18 protein-coding genes are annotated in these 21772 nt (G+C 60.8%); 13 read left to right on the forward strand and 5 right to left on the reverse strand.

Annotated features, from left to right (window positions below; genetic code table 11):
* Positions 1-310 precede the first annotated feature (310 nt).
* Positions 311-1006: a rhomboid family intramembrane serine protease gene (locus FHS64_RS14055; protein WP_167179424.1), complete on the reverse strand. Its 696-nt coding sequence runs from the start codon at positions 1004-1006 to the stop codon at positions 311-313.
* A gap of 180 nt (positions 1007-1186) precedes the next feature.
* Between FHS64_RS14055 and hfaA the strand changes: the two genes are divergently transcribed.
* The 4 genes from hfaA (at position 1187) to FHS64_RS14075 (ending at position 6861) form a co-directional block, all read left to right on the forward strand.
* Positions 1187-1645 (forward strand): holdfast anchoring protein HfaA, encoded by a 459-nt coding sequence (gene hfaA / locus FHS64_RS14060; protein ID WP_167179426.1) that lies wholly within the window; start codon positions 1187-1189, stop codon positions 1643-1645.
* Positions 1642-2652, forward strand: a complete 1011-nt coding sequence (hfaB, locus tag FHS64_RS14065) for a holdfast anchoring protein HfaB (protein WP_167179428.1) — start codon at positions 1642-1644, stop codon at positions 2650-2652. The genes hfaA and hfaB overlap by 4 nt, the downstream gene beginning before the upstream one ends.
* Complete coding sequence (hfaD, locus tag FHS64_RS14070) at positions 2579-3817, forward strand: holdfast anchor protein HfaD (protein ID WP_167179430.1); 1239 nt, start codon at positions 2579-2581, stop codon at positions 3815-3817. The genes hfaB and hfaD overlap by 74 nt, the downstream gene beginning before the upstream one ends.
* Before the next feature lie 167 nt (positions 3818-3984).
* Positions 3985-6861 (forward strand): M16 family metallopeptidase, encoded by a 2877-nt coding sequence (locus tag FHS64_RS14075; protein WP_167179432.1) that lies wholly within the window; start codon positions 3985-3987, stop codon positions 6859-6861.
* 75 nt (positions 6862-6936) lie between these two features.
* On the opposite strand, the gene FHS64_RS14080 is transcribed toward FHS64_RS14075, so the two are convergent.
* Together FHS64_RS14080 and FHS64_RS14085 are read right to left on the reverse strand one after the other, a co-directional pair.
* Positions 6937-7704, reverse strand: a complete 768-nt coding sequence (locus tag FHS64_RS14080; protein ID WP_243863008.1) for a hypothetical protein — start codon at positions 7702-7704, stop codon at positions 6937-6939.
* Between the two features lie 314 nt (positions 7705-8018).
* Complete coding sequence (locus tag FHS64_RS14085; RefSeq protein WP_167179436.1) at positions 8019-8546, reverse strand: gamma carbonic anhydrase family protein; 528 nt, start codon at positions 8544-8546, stop codon at positions 8019-8021.
* Between the two features lie 314 nt (positions 8547-8860).
* On the opposite strand from FHS64_RS14085, the gene FHS64_RS14090 reads away from it, so the two are divergent.
* Positions 8861-9625, forward strand: coding sequence for a PhoH family protein (locus FHS64_RS14090; protein ID WP_167179438.1), 765 nt, complete (start codon positions 8861-8863; stop codon positions 9623-9625).
* A 35-nt stretch (positions 9626-9660) separates the two neighbouring features.
* Here FHS64_RS14090 and FHS64_RS14095 read toward each other — a convergent pair whose 3' ends face one another.
* Together FHS64_RS14095 and FHS64_RS14100 are read right to left on the reverse strand one after the other, a co-directional pair.
* A complete protein-coding gene (locus FHS64_RS14095) occupies positions 9661-10119 on the reverse strand; it encodes a nucleoside deaminase (protein WP_167179441.1) in 459 nt (152 codons plus the stop codon).
* Positions 10120-10207: 88 nt separating this feature from the next.
* A complete protein-coding gene (locus FHS64_RS14100; protein ID WP_167179443.1) occupies positions 10208-11464 on the reverse strand; it encodes a cation:proton antiporter domain-containing protein in 1257 nt (418 codons plus the stop codon).
* Positions 11465-11669: 205 nt separating this feature from the next.
* Here FHS64_RS14100 and FHS64_RS14105 point away from each other — a divergent pair, with 205 nt between their 5' ends.
* From FHS64_RS14105 to FHS64_RS14140, 8 genes are all read left to right on the forward strand, one after another.
* Positions 11670-12557, forward strand: a complete 888-nt coding sequence (locus FHS64_RS14105; protein WP_243863006.1) for an alpha/beta hydrolase family protein — start codon at positions 11670-11672, stop codon at positions 12555-12557.
* A 36-nt stretch (positions 12558-12593) separates the two neighbouring features.
* Entirely contained in the window at positions 12594-13430 is an 837-nt protein-coding gene (locus tag FHS64_RS14110; RefSeq protein WP_167179445.1) for an aldo/keto reductase, read from the forward strand.
* A 124-nt stretch (positions 13431-13554) separates the two neighbouring features.
* Complete coding sequence (locus FHS64_RS14115) at positions 13555-13803, forward strand: helix-turn-helix domain-containing protein (RefSeq protein ID WP_167179447.1); 249 nt, start codon at positions 13555-13557, stop codon at positions 13801-13803.
* A complete protein-coding gene (locus tag FHS64_RS14120; protein ID WP_167179449.1) occupies positions 13803-14456 on the forward strand; it encodes a Pr6Pr family membrane protein in 654 nt (217 codons plus the stop codon). The genes FHS64_RS14115 and FHS64_RS14120 overlap by 1 nt, the downstream gene beginning before the upstream one ends.
* Before the next feature lie 9 nt (positions 14457-14465).
* Positions 14466-16001, forward strand: a complete 1536-nt coding sequence (locus FHS64_RS14125; RefSeq protein ID WP_167179451.1) for a UbiD family decarboxylase — start codon at positions 14466-14468, stop codon at positions 15999-16001.
* A 223-nt stretch (positions 16002-16224) separates the two neighbouring features.
* Positions 16225-18591, forward strand: coding sequence for a methyl-accepting chemotaxis protein (locus FHS64_RS14130; protein WP_167179453.1), 2367 nt, complete (start codon positions 16225-16227; stop codon positions 18589-18591).
* A 174-nt stretch (positions 18592-18765) separates the two neighbouring features.
* A complete protein-coding gene (locus FHS64_RS14135; RefSeq protein WP_424945246.1) occupies positions 18766-20592 on the forward strand; it encodes a M14 family metallopeptidase in 1827 nt (608 codons plus the stop codon).
* A complete protein-coding gene (locus tag FHS64_RS14140; RefSeq protein WP_243863007.1) occupies positions 20592-20990 on the forward strand; it encodes an MAPEG family protein in 399 nt (132 codons plus the stop codon). Before FHS64_RS14135 ends, FHS64_RS14140 begins: the two co-directional genes overlap by 1 nt.
* Positions 20991-21772: the final 782 nt, after the last annotated feature.

The raw sequence follows: 21772 nt of genomic DNA on the forward strand, positions 1-21772 counted from the left end.
CTTCCCTGTCAACCCGACCTTTCGATCTTTCTCAGAACCGATCCCGAAGAACCAAACCCCTGAAAATCCAGATACACAGTAGCATCCAGAAGGCTGACCCCGCCGCCGAACCGCTCCGAAGAACCGCCCGCCGCCGAGGAATGGGTAGATAGGCGTCGCTCCCTTGAACGGCAAGGCCAATTTCACGCAACTGTCATTTCATCCACAGATCGGGGGCCTCTGGGGATGAAACTCCTGCTGCAACAAGCAATTAAGGCAAAAACCCTAAGCTTTATGTCAACTTACATCCCGAAACATGGCGAAGCTCGCATCAGCTACCGGGCATTCGGTGGATTTTGCGGCTGAAGAACTGGTGAAATGGCGCAATCAGGATGATTCCGGCCAAGAATCCGAAGGCATGAGCCTCCCAAGCGATTCCGGCCTCCCCTCCTGTAAGCAGGCTACCCAGCAATCCCGTGACCAGATTGACCGCCATCCACGCGGCGGCACCGCGCAATACCACCGGATGGAAGAGCGGAATCAGCAATCCCGGACCGGCCATCAACCGTAGCGATGCGCCAATCATCCCGAACACCGCCCCCGACGCCCCGACCATCGGTGTGTAGCTGCCCCAATGCACAAGCGCATATCCAAGCCCGCCGAGCACGCCACACACTATAAAGAATAGAAGCCAGCCAATCGGGCCCATGCCCTTGTCGAAATCGCGGGCCACCGGCGTGCCGAACGCCAGAAGGGCCACGGCATTCATAATGACATGCGCCCAACTGCCATGAACCAGCATGTGGGTGAACAGGCCGCCTACATATCCAGCGGACAGATCAACGGGCCGCAACCCCATCTCCATGCCGCCCTGACCCAGACTGGACTGCGCCATAAACAGGCCCACCAGCCCGACCGCCACCACCAGCGGCACGAACGGAATCTTGAATATCGGCTCGGAGCCTGACGACTTCGGAGGAGCCGGTTCGACGGGACGGGGTTCGGAACGATTATCTTCAGGATGCATTTGCAAACAGATGGACCGCCAAGGCTCCAATCTCAAGAAGCCGATCCCCGTATCGTCTTATTAGTATAGGCCACCCTATAAGTGTGGCCTCACAGGCCCATATCGCCCCCGTCCCGTACCGGTGCAATGTGTTGGCATGCCTGTTGCTCTTTCCCCTTTCGAGAGAAGGAGCGTGTACCAATGCGTATCAAACTGGAAATCGCAGGACTGGTCGCTGTCGGGTTGGGGGCTTCTGTCGCCTGCACGGTTCCGGCAACTGCCGTAGCCCAACAGGCCGGCAGCCAGAGCTTGGGTCAATTACAGTCGGGCTATAGCGGATCGCGCTATGGCACAGCCCGCGCCACCACCGGCTCGACTCGTGACGCCAATGGCAACCGCCTGATCGTTGACGGCATCATCCAGTCGGGTGCCAGCAGCTACAGCCAGTCCTCCGGCGGGGTATCTACCTCGGCCAGTTCTCGCGTTGGTTCCTTGAACGGACAAGGCTCCTCAGCCATCGGCGGCTCGACCGCCATCGGCAACAGCCTGAATGTCGTGGTTCAGGGCAAGAACAACACCGTCATCGTCAACTCCAACCAGACCAATACCGGCAATGTCAGCGCCGGAACGGTCCTCAACGGCACACTGGTCTTCCCATGAAGCGCGTCACCGCCCTTTCCCTTAAGGCAGCCGTATCTGTCGTCGCAGCTTCGACCCTGTTGGCCGGTTGCGTAAGCCCCAGCGCCGGCTCGGATGGCCTGTATGCCAACCCTATCGGCAATGCGCCGGTGACGGCCAACCCGACCCCGTATTCGGACGCACTATATTGTCTGGCCGACTATGCGCGTCGCTATAACCTGCCCTCGCCGCGCATGGCTGTAGGCCGGATCAGCGACTATACCGGCTCGATCTCGGCCGATGGCGGACGCCAGATCACGCAGGGCGCATCCCTGATGGCCAACTCGGCCCTGGCCAAGTCCGGTGCGCGTCTGGTTGAACGCTATGACACCTCCGTATCGGAGCTGGAGCTGCGCTATGCCAATAACCGCCTGATCGGTGACGAGGCCGCCACGCCGCAGGACGCCAATTACCGCCGTATCATCGCAGGACAGGTGCCCGGTTCCGACTTCTATATTGTCGGTGGCATTACCGAGGTGAACTACAATATCCGCTCGGCCGGATTTGATGTGGCCGGCGGTCAGGTCAAGGAGAATGGCGGCTCGGGCATTATCAATGGCCGCATCTTCGTGATGAACGTCGCCATCGACCTGCGTATGGTCCAGACCACCACGCTCGAAGTTGTCGATGTCGTCTCCTATCAGAAGCAGATCGTCGGGCGCGAAGTGTCTGCCGGTGTGTTCGACTTCCTGAACGGCAATGTGTTCGACATCTCGGCGGGTTCCAGCGGTCTGGAGCCGGTGCAACTGGCCGTACGCGCCCTCGTGGAACGCGCCACAGTCGAGTTCATGAGCAACCTCTACGGTGCCCCCGGCCCCGAGGTCTGCCTGAACCCTGCCAATGACCCGCTGACCACCATGACTGTCGGTGCCACCGGCAACTATTACGCAACCAACACCAATACGGACACCAACAATGGCCAGACACGCGCAGACCCTGATCGTTGGCACGATCGCCGTGACAGCGCTGTGCGCCGTATCGGCCAGTGATGTTCGCGCACAGGACGGCTCTGTCGTCCTGAACGAGCAGATGTTGTTCGGCGATGTGTTCGCCGGACAGCGCCTGAACGTGGTCGAGGCCAACCAGCAGGTGACCGTCTCCAACACCGCTCTGGGCAACCAGATCAATGGCGGTGCCGAAGGGCGGGACATTACATTGCGTAATACCCAGTCCAGCCACGGTGCGATTGCAGCCCAGACCAATATCAATACCGGATACGAAGTGTCCGGTCGCGTGACCGCTGTGACTCAGGCCCGTTCCAACGAAGCCAGTACCGCCGCCAATAATGCCGCGCTGGAACTGGACAGCCGCCAGTACACCTATGGCTCGACGGTCAGCCAGACCGTGCTGGAAAACCCAGATGCCCGCCTGACCGGCGGCATTCAGGCCACCAGCGCGTCCTATAGTAATAATGTGCTGGCGGGCGGCACCAACACCTTCGTGTCCGGCACGATCCAGCAGCGTGCCACCGGCGACACCCGCGCCGGAACCTATGTGCCCGCACACTATATACCCGGTAACGCCCATATTGCCGCCGATGCCGCATCCAATACGGCACAGTTGTCGTCCAATGGTTCGTCGGGACAGCGCGTCGAAGTGCGCCAGCTGGCCGAGGGCTGGACCGCCGCCGAAACCGCTTCCAGCGCCGGTAATACCTGGGTCAGCACCACGGTATCCAGCGCCGCCGCCAACCGTATCACCGCCAATAATGCGGGCGGTTCACAGGTCATTACGACCGACCAGACCAATACGGGCGGTGTTTCCAGCCGCGCCACCACCCATGCCTATGATTTTGGCGATCTGCGCGCCATGGCCGACGGTGCAGGCAATCAGGTCTATGTCGGCAATCAGGACATCTGGGTCGAGATCGACAATACCCAGATGAATTCGGGCGGTGTGGCCGTCGAGGTCGAGTTGACGGGCTATAATGGCTATGACGCCTATACCGGCGCCAATGCCGTCGGCAACAGCGTCACCGGCTTTGCCTGTTCCGACTGCGGCGGCATTATGAATGCCCGCAACAACCAGACGAATACTGGCAATGTCTCGGCCACAGCCACGACCAATATCGTCGGTCAGGGCCGTGCCGTCATCACCGGCACCACGGCAACCGGCAATAGCGCCAACTTCTATGTGTCGCGTCCGGGCGGCTGAAACTGAAGCTCAGCCGAACTTTCTGCGCCTGAAACGGCTCATTGTGAATTTTTGGTAAGTTGTGTGCCCGCACTCGGGCTGCAACATCTTCGCGAGCGCAGCTCTGACAGAGCTGCGTACCCTTTGCCTTGCCTGACGGTTAAGGCCTTCGCGGAGATAAGCAAAATATGTCCCTGTCACGACGCCTCCTGCTTCCGGCGGTATCCTCGATTGCCCTGATGGCGGGCGCAGCCCTGCCAGCCGTAGCGCTGGCCCTGCCCGTAGCGGCAACCCAAGGCCAGCAGGCCCAGCCCTCCAAGCCGTGGGCACAAGACGCCAGTGATCTGAAGGCCGACGAACGTATCCGTTTTGGCACCCTGCCGAACGGCATGCGCTATGCCCTGATGCATAATGCCACCCCTCCGGGTCAGGCCTCGTTCCGTCTGCGTATTGATGCCGGTTCGCTGAACGAGGATGACGACCAAAAGGGGCTGGCCCACTTCTCGGAACATATGCTGTTCAACGGCACGGAAAATGTGCCCGAAAACGAGATGCTGCGAATCCTCGAGCGTCTGGGTCTGGCCTTTGGTGCCGATACCAATGCGTTCACCAGCTTTGACCAGACCGCCTATATGCTGGAACTGCCGCGCACAGACGACGAGACGGTCGACACCTCTCTGATGATTATGCGCGAACAGGTTTCGCGGGCGCTGATGGAACCGGCTGCCATTGATGCCGAGCGTGATGTGATTGTGGGCGAGGCGCGTATGCGCGACACGCCGCAACTGCGCGCCCTCAAGGCCCAGATCGGACTTCTGGCCCCCGGCCAGCGTCTGGCCGACCGTCTGCCCATCGGTGATCTGGACATTATCCGCACCGCCCCGACCCAGCGCTTTATCGACTTCTATCGCGCCTATTACCGTCCGGAACGCGCCACCTTTATCGCAGTCGGCGACTTTGACGTCGATGCAATGGAAGCCAAGATCAAGGCCAAGTTCGCCGACTGGACCAACAGCCACCCGAACGGCCCAAATCCTGACCTTGGCACGCTGGCCCCGCGCGAAGCCGAAAGCCGCATCGTCGTCGAACCGGGTGTGCAGTCCAGCGTGGACCTGTACTGGACCCGCCCTGCCGATCTGCGCCCCGACAGCGTGGCTCTGCGTCGCGAAGACACCGTCCAGTCTCTGGGTCTGGCGGTCCTGAACCGTCGTCTGGGTGAAATCTCGCGTCAGGACAATCCGCCCTTTATCGGTGCAGGCGGCGGCGCAGGCAGCTTCTTCCAGTCGCTGGACTTTGCCACCATCAGCGCCAGCTTCAATCCGGGCGGCCTTGCCCGCGCACTGGAAACCATCGAGCAGGAACAGCGTCGCCTGATCCAGTATGGTGTCAGCGATGCCGAGCTTCAGCGCGAAATCGCCAATATCCGCGTGCGTATGGAAAATGCGGTTCAGGCGGCATCCACCCAGCAAACGCCCGCTCTGGCCATGAACATTCTGGGCGGCGTCAACGAGAACGAGGTCACCACCTCGCCCGCCGACAATCTGGCCCGCTTCAATGCCGCTGTCGAAGGCCTGACGCCGGACATGGTCAAGGCCGAGCTGGCCAAGGCCTTCCAGGGTCAAGGTCCGCTGGCACTGGTCTCGACCCCGCAAGCCATCGAGGGCGGTGAAGCCGAAGTCACCCGCATTCTCGAAGCCAGCCGCGCCAAGCCGGTCGAAGCACCTGCCGCTCAGGCCGAACTGGTCTGGCCCTATACCGACTTTGGCACGCTGGGCACCGCCAGTGGCCAGACGGCCTATGCCGCACTGGGCGCAACGGTCGTCAACTTCCCCAACGGCGTGCGCCTGACAGTCAAGCCAACCGATTTCAAGGATCAGGAAATCCTTGTCTCGGTCTCGACCGGCAATGGCCAGCTTGGCCTGCCGACCGACCGCTACAGCCCTGTCGCCATGGCCGGTAACGTCTTCACCGCCGGTGGCCTTGGCAAGCTGACCGCCGACGAGGTCAGCCGCGTCCTGACGGGCCGTATCTATTCGTCGGGCTTTGCGCTCACAGATGATGCCTATCGTCTGTCCGGTTCGACCCGTCCAGAAGACCTGAACCTGCAACTTCAGGTGCTTACGGCCTATCTGACCGATCCGGGTCTGCGCCCTGCGCCGTTCGAACAGATCAAGGCCATTCTGCCGCAGGTACTGGAACAGCAACGCGCCACCGCCATGGGGGCCTTCGGCATCGACGGTGCGCCGCTCATGGCCAGCGGTGATCGCCGTGCCTCCATGCCGTCGCCTGAAGAAATCAATGCCATGTCCATCACCGACATCCGCTCGGGCGTGATGGCCGGTCTGGCCAATGGCCCGATTGATATTGTGATCGTCGGTGACACCACGCTCGAGGATGCGACCAAGGCTGTGGCCGCCACTCTGGCCGCCCTGCCGGTACGCAGCGCAACGCCCGCGCCGCTAGCCGGTTCGGACAAGCGCACCTTCCCGTCCGCAAATGCGACGCCGGTCCGCATCACCCACAACGGCAAGGCCGAACAGGCCTTTGGCGTTGTGGCATGGCCGACCACCGATGCCATGGGCGACCGCCGCGAGTCACGCCTGGTTTCCCTGATGAGCGAGGTTCTGAGCCTGCGCGTTCTCGAGGAAATCCGCGAGAAACAGGCCCTGAGCTATAGCCCGATGTCCACATCGTCGGCTTCGACCACCTTTGACGACTATGGCTATGCCCTTGTCGCCGCCGAGGTGGACATCAGCAAACTGCCAGACTTCTACGCCGCCGTGGACAAGATCGTCGCCAGCTTTGCCGATACGCCGATCACTGCCGACGAACTGACCCGTGCCCGCACGCCGGTCGTAGAGCGTCTGCGCCGTTCGCAAGCGGGCAATGCCTACTGGTTGGGTGCCCTGTCCGATCTGGCCAAGGATCCGGCCACCGAACAGCGCATCAATGGCCACATCGCCATGTTGGAAGGCTTCACCCTCGAAGAAGTCCAGAATGCCGCCAACACCTATCTGCGCCCCGACAAGGCATGGAAGCTGGAAGTGGTCGCGGCCAATCCGTAAGGAAGGGCTGACCCCATAAGAAAAAGGCTCCGGACACATCGTCCGGAGCCTTTATTTTTTAGCGCGCGGTCCCGTTTAGAAAACGCGACCGCCTACGCCACCGTCCATCATCATAGAACCCGACGACGAGAAGCTGTGCTCCACAACCTCCTCACGGTATTCGGTGATGGTTTCCTCGCCGCGCAGAACAACTTCCTTCACGCCCGCACCATAGCGGCGCAGCAGGGAACGCTCGTGGCAATCGCGCTCGCGCTTTTGTGGACGGCATTCCAGAACCTTGCCGCCGTACCACAGGGCTTCGTTCTTGTTGCAGGTGACCGTCTGGCCTTCGCCGCCATCCAGATCGGTGCGGGTCCACTGCATCTTGGTGCCCGCCATGCAGCGGTACAACTCGTCCTCGTAGCCGTCGGAAATATCCTTGCCCGGACGAACCTGCGAGGCCGGATGCGGCACATTACGGTCATCCAGACAGACGGCCTGAATGCGGTATCGCTTTTCCCACGAACGGGTCGAGGTGTACGGCACGCTGACACGTTCCGAACGCGCGCCCTCGACCGCCAGACCCTGCGCCGTCATCGGATAGGGCTGGTCCACATTGAAATAGGCACCGCCACCACCGGCGACGATCACCGTGGTTCCGCCGTTCCGGCCTCGACCACCATTGCCGCCGTTACCGCCATTGCCGCCGATATAGCCACCCTCGCGCGGATCAATACCGCCGCCGGCACCGCCAGTGGCGCTGGCATTCGCACTGGCGTTAGCATTGGCCGAGGCGTGGGCATTATTGATGTTCACATTCACATTGACCGAGCCACCGCCCCCGCCGCCATAGGGCGGTGACACCGGCCCACAGCCCGAGCCACATCCTCCGCCGGGTGGCAGTGTCGGTATGGGCGGTGCTGGCGGTGGCAAACAGTTTGTCACGCACCCTGCAAACGCTCCGCCTGCCACGGCCCAAAAGGCCACAGCAGAAAGCGGTGCCAGAAATGTCTTGATCCTTGCCCGCATCGGGAACTCCTGATCGTGGTTCCCGACGCCTGCTGCAAACTGCGGGCCGCAATCACAGGGCTTTGCATGCCCTGAATTGTTCCGCGATGGGTCTGAAACCGGCCTTGCGTCCCCAAATGAAACAGACTCAAGGCCAAAGCCGTTCCTGCCTAGACCGGCGCAAACCCTTGGGCATAGCGTTTCCAGTTCTGCACATAATGGGCCGACGACCAGCGCAGCGTCTCGATCCCTGCCGCATCCAGTTCGCGCACAATCTTGCCCGGCTGGCCCATCACCACGGAATTATCGGGGATCACCTTGCCCTCGGTCACCAGCGCATTGGCTCCGATCAGACAGTTCTTGCCGATCCTGGCCCCGTTCAGCACCACCGCGCCGATCCCGATCAGGCTGTTATCGCCAATCTCGCAGCCGTGCAGCATCACCTTGTGGCCGACCGTGACGCCCGCCCCGATGCTCAGCGGCATACCCTCGTCGGCATGAAGGACAGATCCGTCCTGAATATTGCTGTTGGCCCCGATGGTAATCGTATCGGTATCGCCGCGCACAACCACGTTGAACCAGATGCTGGCCCCTTCGTGCATTATCACATTGCCCAGCACCGTCGCATTGGGGGCAATCCAGTATGTGCCTTCGGCCGGAAGCCGCGGCGCGATATCACCCAGTCTGTATACGCTCATAATCCCGATACTCCCTTGTTACATTTCTTTGGCTTTCAGACTCGAAGAACCAAGTTACCATCAATCTGTAGTTGCGATTCGCAGACGTTATATGCGCCTCGGATCGGTAGCCGGATCAAGACCGGTCCGGCCAGTTACTGGAGAATGCGTTTGTCGTCTGTACGACCCGTTCCAGTGCCACGGCCCCGCGCAAGCGATGGCCCGCCCATGTACGGTCCATATGGTCACGTCATTTGCACCTCTGCCCTCCCTACTTTGAATACGACCAAGGCGATCCCGTTCGGGTTCGCCTTTTTTCTTGCCCGGAGGCAGCCATGTCCAAGCGTTCCGCTATGAAGCACCAGCATCGCGAAGGTATTCTGGATACACGCGAGTTCACGCAGGAAAGCCGCCGGCGACAATTGCCCAACCATTCGGCGTGGTCCCCCTACCCTTCCAACGACCAGCGCGATCAATCCTATCTGAAAACCCTCAAGCCCAAGTCCGACGGTCAGGCCGAGCTGATGGCGGCCATCGACCACTATAATCTGGTCATGGCGCTGGGTCCGGCGGGAACGGGCAAGACCTATCTGGCGATTGCCAAGGCAGTCGAGGCCCTCGAAGCAGGCAAGATCGGGCGTATCGTCCTGTCGCGCCCTGCGGTCGAGGCCGGTGAGTCTATCGGCTATCTGCCCGGCGATATGGAAGACAAGCTGGCCCCGTATCTGCGCCCTCTATACGACGCCCTGTCCGATCGCCTGTCGATGAAACAGGTCAAGGCGCTGATGGCCGAGGGCCTGATCGAGATCGCCCCCATCGGCTATATGCGCGGACGCACTTTGAACAACGCTTTCGTGGTCGTCGACGAGGCCCAGAACTGCACCTATGTACAGCTCAAGATGCTACTCACGCGCCTCGGCTGGCATTCAACCATGGTGGTGACAGGCGATCCGCAACAATCGGACCTGTTGCCGGGCGTATCGGGCCTTGCCGATATTTCCGAGCGTCTGGAGGCTCTGGATAATGTCAGCGTGGTCCGTCTGGCCGATCGCGACATCGTGCGTCACCCGCTGGTCGCCGAAATGATCGGTGTCCTCTGACAGCCCTATAAAGGTCCGCGCTTCGGCGCGGGCCTTTACTCTGCACCGTACAGGTCCGCAGCCGGACGTTCCGGCATCGCCACCTTGAACACCGGAATAGGCTGGGCCTCGATCTTGACGCCCAGCGCGTCATAGGTCGGCTGGCTCGAGAAACCGAACGGCTCGGCATCGGCATTGCCATAGACATAGGCGATAGCACCGACCTTGGTCATGAAGGCCGCCGCCAGACACATGGGACAGGGCTGGCCGCTGGCATAAAGCACCGTGCCGGACATATCGACCGATCCGCGGGTCATGCCCGCATGGCGCAGGGCCTCCATCTCGGCATGGGAAGACGGATCATTCAGGGCCATCATCTGGTTGACGCCTGTCGCAATACATTCGCCGTCCCGCACCAGAACCGCGCCAAACGGCCGACCACCGGCACGCACATTTTCCATGGCCAGATCAACAGCCTGATTAAGCCATTTCAAATGATCGGTTGGCAGTTCCATCGTCGGCTCCTCGTTCGGCAATAGCGGACAAAGGCCCACAGCATTCGCCCCGTTGCTATGCGCCCGATGGCCCGAAGTCAAAGTGGCGCTACATCACCTTGGCCAGAGCTGCCGCGTCCTTTTCTTCGGGGCTTAAACCCGATGGCGGCAATTCCGGCGGGGGTTTTCCGGCTCCCAACCTGTCCACCGCCGCAAACACAAACGGGTTCAACGAAATCGATAACAGGGCCGTCGCCAGCACCAGATCGTGCGTCTCGCGCGACATCGCCCCCAGATACATGGCGATACCGGCCAGAATAAACGAGAACTCGCCGATCTGGGCCAGTGATGCCGCCACCGTCAGGCTGGTGGCCCGATCCAGCTTGAAGGCCGAGGTAATCATCACTGCCGCCAGCGATTTGCCGACAACCACAATGAATACCACCCCCAGAACAGCCAGCGGTTCGCGCACAATAATCATCGGGTCGAACAACATGCCGACTGACACAAAGAACAGTACGGCAAAAGCATCGCGCAAAGGCAGGGAGCGTTCGGCGGCATTGTGCCCCAGCGGCGTACCGTTCAGCACCAGTCCCGCCACAAAAGCCCCCAGCGCGAACGACGCTCCGAACACCGCATAGGCCACCCATGCGATCCCCAGAGCAATCGACAGCACCCCCAGCGTAAACAGTTCGCGCGACTTGGTATGGGCAATACGGATCAGCAGCCACGGCAAGACCTTGCCGCCCACCACCAGCATCAGCAGCACAAAGGCCACCACCTTGAGCACGGTCCAGCCGACGCTCTTCACCGTCAGCGCCAAACTGACCGCCTGCCCCTCGGGGATCACCAATAGCGGCAGCATAACCAGCGCCACCACCATCACCAGATCTTCGACAATCAGCCAACCGACCGCGATCTTGCCGATCTCGCCCTTGACCTGTTTGCGCTCTTCCAATGCTCTGAGCAGCACCACTGTCGAAGCGACCGACAGCGAAAAGCCCAACAGCGCAGCTTCAAGATGACCGAGGCCCAGCACCAGATCGCCTAGTGCCCATCCCATCAGGGTGCCTGCCGCTATCTGCACCAGCGCCCCCGGCAAGGCGACCGTGCGCACCTTCATCAGGTCTTTGGGTGAAAAATGCAGCCCGACGCCGAACATCAGCAGGATGACACCGATCTCGGCCAGTTGTGGCACCAGTTCCAGATCGGCGACATAGCCCGGCGTAAACGGCCCCGCGACAATTCCGGCAACCAGATACCCCACCAGTGGCGACAACCTCAGCCTGTGCGCGATCATGCCCAGCACGAATGCCAGTACAAATCCGCCTACCAGTGTGATGATCAGGCTGTCGGCATGGGGCATCGGCTCTCCCGTATGAATTAAGGGGCGTCGTTAAAAACACAGTGTCGCCACAATGTTTTCCTGCCAAGCCCCGACAGGACGACTGGCCATCACAAATTCGCATTTCCGGCCAAGATTGTGTCGCTGGTGCCGCGCCGCTTGACGCCTGATTTTCTCTACATCAAAGTAAGTTTTGAATCAGAACGGACATTGGGAAACACCTCCGTTGAACGCCATCACCGCCACCGATATCCGCTTTAAGGCCGCAGACGGTTACGAACTGGCCGGTCGCCTGATCGCTGGCCCTGCCCCGCGCATGGCCGTTCTGGTGTCGTCGGGAACCGGATATCCGCTGGGCTTTTACGAGCGTATCGCCCGTTTCATGGCCGAACACGGGGCGGCGGTTCTGACCTATGATTTTCGCGGCATCGGACAGTCTGCGCCCGACACCCTCAAGGGATCGCCCATCGACTATCCCGACTGGGGCCGCCTCGACATGCCCGCCGCACTGGAAACCCTGAAAGCCGCCGCGCCCGACCTTCCTGTTTTCCACATCGGCCATAGCATAGGCGGCAGCTTTATCGGCTTCATGCCCAACCATGCCGATATCGCCAAACACGCCTTTGTCTCGGTCGGCTCCGGCTACTGGCCCCATCACCACCGTAGCTACAGACCTTCCGTCCTGTTCTTCTGGTTCGGTTTTGGCCCGCTCCACCTCATGCGCCACGGCTTTATCAAGCAGGGCAAGCTGTGGACCGGCACCCACCTGCCACCCAAGGTGTTCAAGACCTGGCGTCGCTGGTGCATGACACCCGACTTCTTCGGCTCGGACCTCAAATCCGGCAAACTGGACCCGCACCATTATAATGACGTGACCAGCCCTGTCAGATCGTGGCTGTTTAGCGACGATCCGATCGCCACACCGCGCGCTTCGCAAACCGTCCGTAACACCCTGCCCAATGCGCACTATGAGACCGTGCTGAAAACGCCTGCCGATTATGGCCGCCCGCGCATCGGCCACGAGGGGGCCGTCCGCAAGGGCATGGAGCCGTTATGGCAAGAAATCCTCGAATGGTTCGATCAAGGGGTTTCGACACAGGACCGCACTCCCTAAATCCGTAGCCTCACTTTCAGGCAACGGACCCCCACCATGACCTATGGCACCCAGCCCACCGTCAGCATTGACGGCTTTGAAATCCCGCAACTGGGTTTCGGCACATGGCAGCTCAAGGGCGATGATGCCCGCCGCATGGTGGGGTCGGCCCTGTCGCAAGGCTATCGCCACATCGACACCGCCTTCATCTATGAAAACGAGGCCGAGGTTGGCCAAGGTATCAAGGATGCCGGTATCGCTCGTGGCGACTTCTTCCTGACAACGAAAATCTGGGTCACCAACCTGACCCGCGACGCCCTGCTGAAACAGGCCGAGGAAAGCGCCGAGCGCCTCGGCTCCACGCCCGATCTTCTTTTGTTGCACTGGCCCAAGCCCGAGCCGGAACTGATGGAAACCATCACCGCTCTGAACGAAGCCAAGGCTCTCGGCCTGACCCGCGCCATCGGCCTGTCCAACTATCCATCCGACCTGTGGCAGGCGGCACAGACCATGTCGGAGGCCAAGCTGGTCACCAATCAGGTCGAGTATCACCCCTTCCTGACCATCAATGCTCTGAAGGCCAAGGCGCAGGAACTGGGATCATCGCTGACTGCATGGTCCCCGCTGGCCCGTGGCAAGGTGCTCGATGAGCCCACCATCGTCGAGATCGCCAACAAATACGGCAAGACCACCGGCCAGGTGACCCTGCGCTGGATCACCCAACAGGGTCTGATCGCTATCCCCAAAACTGCCAGCGAAGCCCGCGCCGCCGAAAACCTCGCCATCTTTGACTTTGAACTGACCGACGAGGAAATCGCCCGCATTGCCGCACTGGCCACCGGCTTCCGCGTCGGCGACCACCTCGATCCGGCCTTCCAGTGGGATGAAGCCTGATACTGCTCTCATGCCCGTGATTGGACGATCGATCCTTTCACGGGCATGCTGTCTTTCGCAGTATCCGACCTGAATACAGGCGGCCATCAGCGTACCTTTGGACACACGTTCTTGGAGGGACGGCATGGGTTCGGTACACGGCTTTCCGGCAGGTGATCCTGCCGATATCACCATCGGCGCGCGCATCAAGCGCTGGCGCGACAAACGCGGGATGGATCAAGACCAACTCGCGGCCTTGCTGCATCTAACCGGACCGGAAATGCGTCTGGTCGAGGCGGGCCGCAGGCACCTCAATCTGGCCGAGGTCGATGCCGCCACCCGCGCCCTGCATCTGCCCATCTGGGCGCTGACAACCGGAACGCCCAGCTGTTGATGTTTTCACGCCTGTATCGCGCCCTGTTTGCAGGGATCGGATGTTTTGCGATCATTCTGCAATACGCTCTGATGATGGGCGACAATGCCGGCAAAGGCATGGGCGAACTGACGCTCAACTTCTTCAGCTATTTCACCATCCAGACCAATATCATGGTCGCCATAGCGCTGGCCGTCCCGGCCTTCGCACCCCACAGCAAGGCGGGCCAATGGCTGGTGCGCCCCGACATTCGCACGGCGATCACGCTTTATATTGCTGTAGTCGGCCTCGTTTATCACTTCCTTCTGGCCGCCACATGGGCCCCGCAAGGCTGGTCCCTGCTGGCCAATAACCTGCTGCATTATGTCATGCCCGCCGCCTTTGTTCTGGACTGGCTGATGTTCTCGCCCAAGGGGCGCTTGCGAGCCTCCGATCCGTTCCGCTGGCTGGTGGTGGTCGGGGTCTATGGTGTCTGGACCCTGCTGCACGGCGCGTTCAGCCACTGGTGGCCCTACTGGTTCGTTGACGTCGATACGCTGGGCTATGGCAAGGCCGCAGCCTATTTTGCAGGCCTGCTGGTTTTCTTCCTGCTCACAGGCTGGATCATGTTTGGCATCGACCAACTGCTGGGCCGGACACTTAGACAGCGTGACAGACGGCGCGCGTCGACCTAAACGTCGGCCATGGCCTATAAATCCCTTCGCGATTTCATCGAACAACTGGAAGCACAGGGCGAACTGGTGCGCGTCAGCGAACCCGTCTCCACCGTGCTGGAAATGACCGAGATCCAGACCCGTCTGCTGCGTAATGGCGGACCGGCGGTGATCTTTGAAAAGCCCGTCATGCCCGACGGTTCGGTCAGCCCGATCCCCTGTCTTGTGAACCTGTTCGGCACCGTCAAGCGCGTGGCCATGGGCGTCACGCTGGACGGCAAGCAACGCACCACCACGCAGGAACTGCGCGAAGTGGGTGAAATGCTGGCCTTCCTGAAAAACCCCGTCCCGCCACGTGGCTTGGGCGAGGCGATGGAGATGCTGCCGCTGGCCAAGACGGTCATGTCGATGCGTCCCAAGACCGTCAAAAAGGCTCCGGTTCAGGAAGTCGTCCTCAAGGGCGAGGATATCGACCTCACCAAACTGCCGATCCAGTCCTGCTGGCCGGGCGAGCCTGCCCCCCTGATTACATGGGGCCTTGTCGTCACCAAGGGGCCATCGGACGACCGCGAGGATGACTTCAACCTCGGCATCTACCGTATGCAGGTGCTGGGCAAGGACAAGGCCATCATGCGCTGGCTGGCCCACCGTGGCGGCGCGCAACACTATGCCCGTCACAAGAAGGCCGGCAAGCGCGAGCCCCTGCCCTGCGCCGTGGTTCTGGGGGCTGACCCCGGCACCATTCTGGCGGCAGTGACGCCGGTGCCGGAAACCCTGTCGGAGTATCAGTTCGCTGGCCTGATGCGCGGCGAAAAGGCCGAACTGGTGCCGTGCAAGACTGTGCCGCTGATGGTACCCGCACAGGCCGAGATCGTGCTGGAAGGCCACGTCCTGCTGGACGAGCACCATCCAGAGGGTCCGTATGGCGACCACACCGGCTATTACAACTCGGTCGAGACCTTCCCCGTGTTTCAGGTCACTGCCATCACCATGCGCAAGGACCCGATCTATCTGACCACCTTTACGGGCCGCCCGCCCGATGAGCCGTCCGTGCTGGGTGAAGCTCTGAACGAGGTATTCATCCCGCTGCTGCAGCAACAATTCCCCGAGATCGTGGACTTCTGGCTACCGCCTGAAGGCTGCTCCTATCGCATTGCGGTGGTGTCGATGAAGAAGGCCTATCCCGGCCACGCCAAGCGCGTGATGATGGGCTGCTGGTCGTTCCTGCGCCAGTTCATGTACACCAAGTGGATCATCGTCGTGGACCACGACGTGAATGCCCGCGACTGGAAGGATGTCATGTGGGCCATCTCCACCAAGATGGACCCCGCCCGCGACATCACCGTCATCGAGGGCACCCCGATCGACTATCTGGACTTTGCATCCCCGGAAAGCGGTCTTGGCTCCAAGATCGGTCTGGATGCCACCGACAAGTGGGAGCCCGAGACCAAGCGCGAATGGGGCGAGGTTATCCAGATGGACGAGGACGTCATCGAGCGCGTCAACGACATCTGGGACAGCCTCGGCCTTCCCGGTGACGCCACGCCGATCTGGAAAAAATCCTGAATACTGAAAAGGGGAGCGCAAGCACGGCGCTCCCCTTTTTTATTCAGCAACAGGTCGTCAAATCGACGCCTGCATGCGGGCCAAGATTTCGCCGTACACGGACTGTCCGCAGCGCACGCCGCAAGTTTTGCAACTTTATGATTACTTTGTTCTCTAAACCCGCGTTTCAATAGTCTCTTCTTAATCCTGTCACCCTAATGCCGGGAGGGGTGAGGGGAAAAATATGCGTGCTTTTAAGAATCTGACTGTCGCTGGCAAGATGCTGATGGCTGGCGGTGCGGTTACCGGCGTCCTGCTGATGGGGGCGGCCATTGCGGTGTCCTATAATACGCGCAACGTTACGCGTGATCTGTCACATGACTATGCCGAGGCCCTGAGCGACGGCGCTGTTGCCAGTGTCAGCGGCAAGCTTGCGGAAGCGTCGTATACGGCCCGCAACATGGCCGAGATGATCGGCAAGGCGCATGAATCGGGCCTGCGTGATCGCGCCATGGTCATGGCCATGATGAAGCCCGCCGCCTCGGCCACGCCACTGGTCATGGGCAGCTGGTTCATCGCTGCACCGAATGCTTTTGATGGCCGCGATGCCGCCTTGGCCGGTCGCCTCGATCTGGGTTCCAGCTCGGCGGGCAACTTCCTGCCCTATTGGGTAAACGATGGCGGCACCATCACCATGCAGCCGCTGGACACCGGATCAGACTACGAACAACCCTATTACACTCAGGCTTTCAGCTCGGGCAAACCGGTCATTGTCGAACCCTATGCCTATGAAGTCAGCGGCAAATCGGTGCTGATGACCTCGGTAGCCTATCCGGTCCTGTCCGGCGGCAAGATCATCGGCGTTGCGGGGCTGGATCTGTCTCTGGATGATATCTCGACCCTGCTGGGGGACATGAAACCTCTGGGCTCCGGTCAGGTCATGCTGATGTCCAGCGCGGGCAACTGGGTGTCGCACCCCGATGCCAGCTTACGCACCAAACCCTATGCCGAGGGCCAGATCGAAGCCGTTCGCGGCGTCCTCGCTCAGGGCCAACCCGCCCTGCTGAGCGGTATGAAGAACCTGAAGGGCGAGCCGATCGAGCGCATCGTCAACCCTGCGCCCCTGACCGGTCTGAACACCACATGGGGCATGGTCACCGACATCCCCACCTCTGCCATATATGGTCCGTCTGACCGTCTGGCTGTTGCCATGATGATCGGCGGCTTGCTGATACTGATTATGGTGCTGGGCAGCCTGTGGCTGGTATCCGACAAGGTCGTACGCCAGCCGCTCTCGCGCCTGACAGCAGCCATCAAAGCCCTGAACGCCGGTCGCTATGAAGAGCCCGTGCGCGGTACGCAAAGCTCTGACGAGGTGGGCGGCATCGCCCGCGCCCTTGAAGGTTTCCGCCACCAACTGGCCGAAACCGATACTCTGAGAGCGGAACAGGAACGCACCCGCATCGCCGCCGAAACCGAGCGCCAACGCAATGACGCCATCCGTCAGGCCGCCGAAGAAGAGCAACGCTTTGTCGTGGATTCCGTCGGAAAGGGCCTGTCCCATCTGTCGGACGGCAACCTGACCTATCGTCTGGAGGACAGTTTCCCCGAGGACTATCGCAAGCTGCGCGACGACTTCAATCTGGCCATGGAGCGTCTGGAAGAGGCAATGACCGTCATTATCGGCAGTGCCGCAGGCATCAGTTCCACCACAGGCGAAATCAGCCAGGCCTCCGAAGACCTGTCACGCCGCACCGAACAGCAGGCCGCCTCGCTGGAAGAAACAGCCGCCGCTCTGGAAGAGATCACCACCACGGTGCGCCAGTCCTCCGAAGGGGCCGAACAGGCGCGTGATATTGTCGAGACCACACGCCTCAACGCCCAACGCAGCGGGGCTGTTGTCGACCAAACCGTCACCGCCATGCACGAGATCGAGGCTTCGGCCCAGCAGATTACCCAGATTACCGGCGTGATCGACGAGATCGCCTTCCAGACCAATCTTCTGGCCTTGAACGCCGGTGTCGAGGCCGCGCGGGCGGGCGATGCGGGTCGCGGTTTTGCCGTTGTGGCCTCCGAGGTCCGCGCTCTGGCCCAGCGGTCTGCCGAAGCCGCCAAGGAGATCAAGACCCTGATCGGGTCCAGCACCGAACGGGTCAATCAGGGCGTCAAACTGGTGGACACAACCGGCGAGGCTTTGAACCGCATCATCGACGAGGTGGCGCAGATCAGCAATCTGGTTGCCACTATTGCCGCCTCGGCAAGGGAACAAGCTACGGGTCTTGGCGAGATCAATGTCGCCGTCAACCAGATGGACCAGATGACCCAGCAGAATGCGGCCATGGTCGAACAATCGACGGCAGCGGCCCATGCTCTGGCCACCGAGACCACCAGCCTGTCCACCCTGATAAGCCGTTTCCGCACCCGTGCAGAGGCCATTTCGGCCAAGGCCAAACCGGCAGAGGCATCGCCTGTTCAGGCTATAGCGCCGGTTTCACCTGCCCGCCTTGCGCCGGCAGCCCGTCCAAAGACGGTCACCATGATAAAAACCACAGGCGAGCGCGGTCTATCGGCTGTGCCTGCCCAGTCGAACGATGACTGGAACGCATTCTGATCCGGCCCTGCCCCCGTTGCCCCAAGGCGGCGGGGGCAGTCGTCTGATGGCGCGGATCACCCTGCTCGGCTCCGGTCATGGGCAAGGGATTGGATGTTTATGGCGCTTATGACTGGTTCTTGGCGCGAAGCAGCCTAAAATAACCGCCTTGTTGTCGCCTGTTGGAGGGGTCTAATGCGACAGATCACGCTGGCGGTTTTCATCGCCGCCCTCATTACGGGTCCAGCCATGTCCGATACACCGATTTCCAATGCCGCCCCGTGGGACCAAGCCTTCCTGCCGCCTGCGCCCAAATGGGATGGCGCTTCGCGTGCGCTTTTGCGCCCCGCCAGTGACCCGTGGGCTTCGGGCTTCGAGCAGGATGCCGAACTGAATTTCAGCCCCGACTATGCCAATACCCGCGCATGGTTCGAGCGTCTGGATGCCGCCTCCGACCTTATCCGCCTAGAGAGCTTCGGCACCTCGCCGGAAGGCCGCGACATCTATGCCGTGATCGCCTCCAAGGACGGCGCACAGTTTGATCCGGCCAAGCCTGTCGTCCTCGTTCAGGCCGGTATCCACCCCGGCGAGATCGACGGCAAGGATGCGGGCATGATGCTGCTGCGCGACATTGCCTTCTACGGAAAAAGCGATCTTCTGGACGGAGCCAACCTGATCCTGATCCCGATCCTCAGCGTCGATGGCCATGAGCGTTCGGGCCGCTATTCGCGCCCGAACCAGCGTGGTCCGCGTGTGCAGGGCTGGCGCAATACCGGCACCAACCAGAACCTGAACCGTGACTATCTAAAGCTGGATCAGCCGGAAATGCGCGCCGTGCGCGGCCTGATCCTGAAATACAATCCCGACATCTATCTGGACGTCCACGTCACCGACGGCATGGACTACCAGTATGACGTCACCTTCGGTTTTACCGGCGAGGATGAAACCTTCACCCGCTCGCCCGCCATCGCAGGCTGGCTGGACAGTGTTTACAAGCCGCACCTGTATAATGGCCTCGAAGCACAGGGCCATATCCCGGGTGAACTGGTCTTTGGCCTCGACGACGATAATCCCCGCGCCGGTCTGAACGATGGCGGCCTTGGCGAGCGTTTCTCCAATGGCTGGGGCGATGCGGCCCACATCCCGACCATCCTGATCGAGAACCACAGCCTGAAACCGCACGACCAACGCGTGCTGGGCACCTATGTGTTCATCGAAGAAACCCTGAAGGTCATGAGCCAGAACGTGGCGGTTGTCCGCGCCGCCATCGCCGCTGACCGCGCCCTGCGCCCCGCCTCGCTGCCCGCCAATTTCGTACAGGTCGAAGAGCCGACCGAGATCGTGCCTTTCAAGGGCATCAAGTACGAGATGTATGAAAGCGCCGCCTCGGGCCGCAAGGAAATCCGCTGGCTGGGCGAGGCCGATCCGGAAATCTGGCAAATGCCGTGGTTCGGCTCCAAGCCGTCGCTTCATCTGACGCGCCCCTCGGCCTATTGGGTGCCCGCCTATCGCACCGACATTATCGAGCGTCTCGCCGCCTCGGGCGTGCAGATGACCCGCGTGGATGCCCCGACCTCTGTCGATGTCACCATGCTGCGCCTTAAAGGCCCCAAACTGTCGCAACGCGCCAATGAGGGTCATATCGAGGTCAAGATCGACGGCGTCGAAGAAGAGATGACCCGCTGGACCTTCGCCCCCGGTTCGGTGCGCGTCTCGACCGACCAACCTCTGGGCGATCTGGTCATGCTGGCCCTCGAACCGCAGTCCCGCGAAAGCTATTTCGCATGGGGTATGTTCCTCGAAGTGCTCAGCCGCGTCGAATATATTGAACCCTATGCCATCGCCCCGCTGGCCGATCTGATGATGGCCTCCGATCCGGCGCTCAAGGCCGAGTTCGAGGCCAAGCTGGCCGCCGAGCCCGACTTCGCCGCCAATGCGCATGCGCGCCTCGGCTGGTTCTATGAGCGCACGCCCTTCTACGATCAGCGCCACCTGCTGTATCCGGTCGCGCGTGAAAACTGATGATGGCCTCCACCATACAGGCCGCGGCCCTGTGGGGCGGCATGTTGATCCTGCTGCTGTTTGCCCTTTCGGGCGCAGCGGCAGGGCGCCGTCGCCATCACCGCATCGCCATCGGTGACGGCGGCCAGCACGATCTGGCCCTCGCCATGCGCGCCTTTGGCAATGCCTCGGAATATATTCCGGCTGGGCTTTGCGGCTTGATCCTGCTGGCTATTCTGGGAACACCACCGGCCCTGATCCACACGGTCGGCGGGTTGTTGTTCGCCGGTCGCCTGATCCACGCCGTCGCCATGTTCTACCAGCGCGGCCTGTCCATGGTGCGCGCCCTGGGCATGACCCTGACATGGCTGTCCCTGCTGATTACAGGCGTCAGCCTGATCGTCTGGTCGGTATTGTAGTTATCTATCTACGGGTCGAATGAGAGATAGACTGCCAATGTTTGATATCGACCCGTTGCGGACATTGATATGCGATCAAGGGACGGACTGGATGGGGCACGATTCACTGCTACGCTGCTGACGGCGAGGTTTAGGCACGATGTCCGCTCCCCACCCGTTACGGACGTTACCGATCTGGGAGGTAGATTGCGCCGCAGTTGTCCATACGAATGTAGTGGTATCCGATCATCTGAGTTGCAGCGCCAAGTATCGGGCCTGAGTTCAGAGACACAATTTTGGCTGCGTGGCCTCTGATCCGATCCCAATTTGAGGGCGGAACATATTCAGAATAGCCATGCTTCCCGATCAGACAACAATCTGGATTGTCCGCCAAGTACGCGCGTAACGCTTCGTCGGTAGCAACAGGCGGCAGCGGCGGAAATGCCTTAATATCATAGTCACGTGCGGCTTGCAGAGCCGACTAACTTGTAATGATCAGAATGCCTCCAAGTCATGTCGGCCAAGCATAGATTGGACGCTTGATAAGAGCCGTTCCCTACGATTGCGCCGACCAACACCACGAAGGACAGCACGACGAAACGGACTCTGCGTTTCAATGGCTCAGTTTTCATGAACGAAAAAGTATCAAGACTGCCTAGATGTGACTAGGTCCGCTTTTCACCCTTTAAGTGAAGTTCGGCTCTCGACCGAGGCCGTGTAAAAACGTGCTCAGCTGGTTTTACCCGCATCGGGCATCGAGACGCAGAGTGTCATCATCTCATGCCCTGATCGCTTCCATCAGC

Source organism: Brevundimonas terrae (assembly GCF_011761985.1).
GTDB lineage: Bacteria > Pseudomonadota > Alphaproteobacteria > Caulobacterales > Caulobacteraceae > Brevundimonas > Brevundimonas terrae.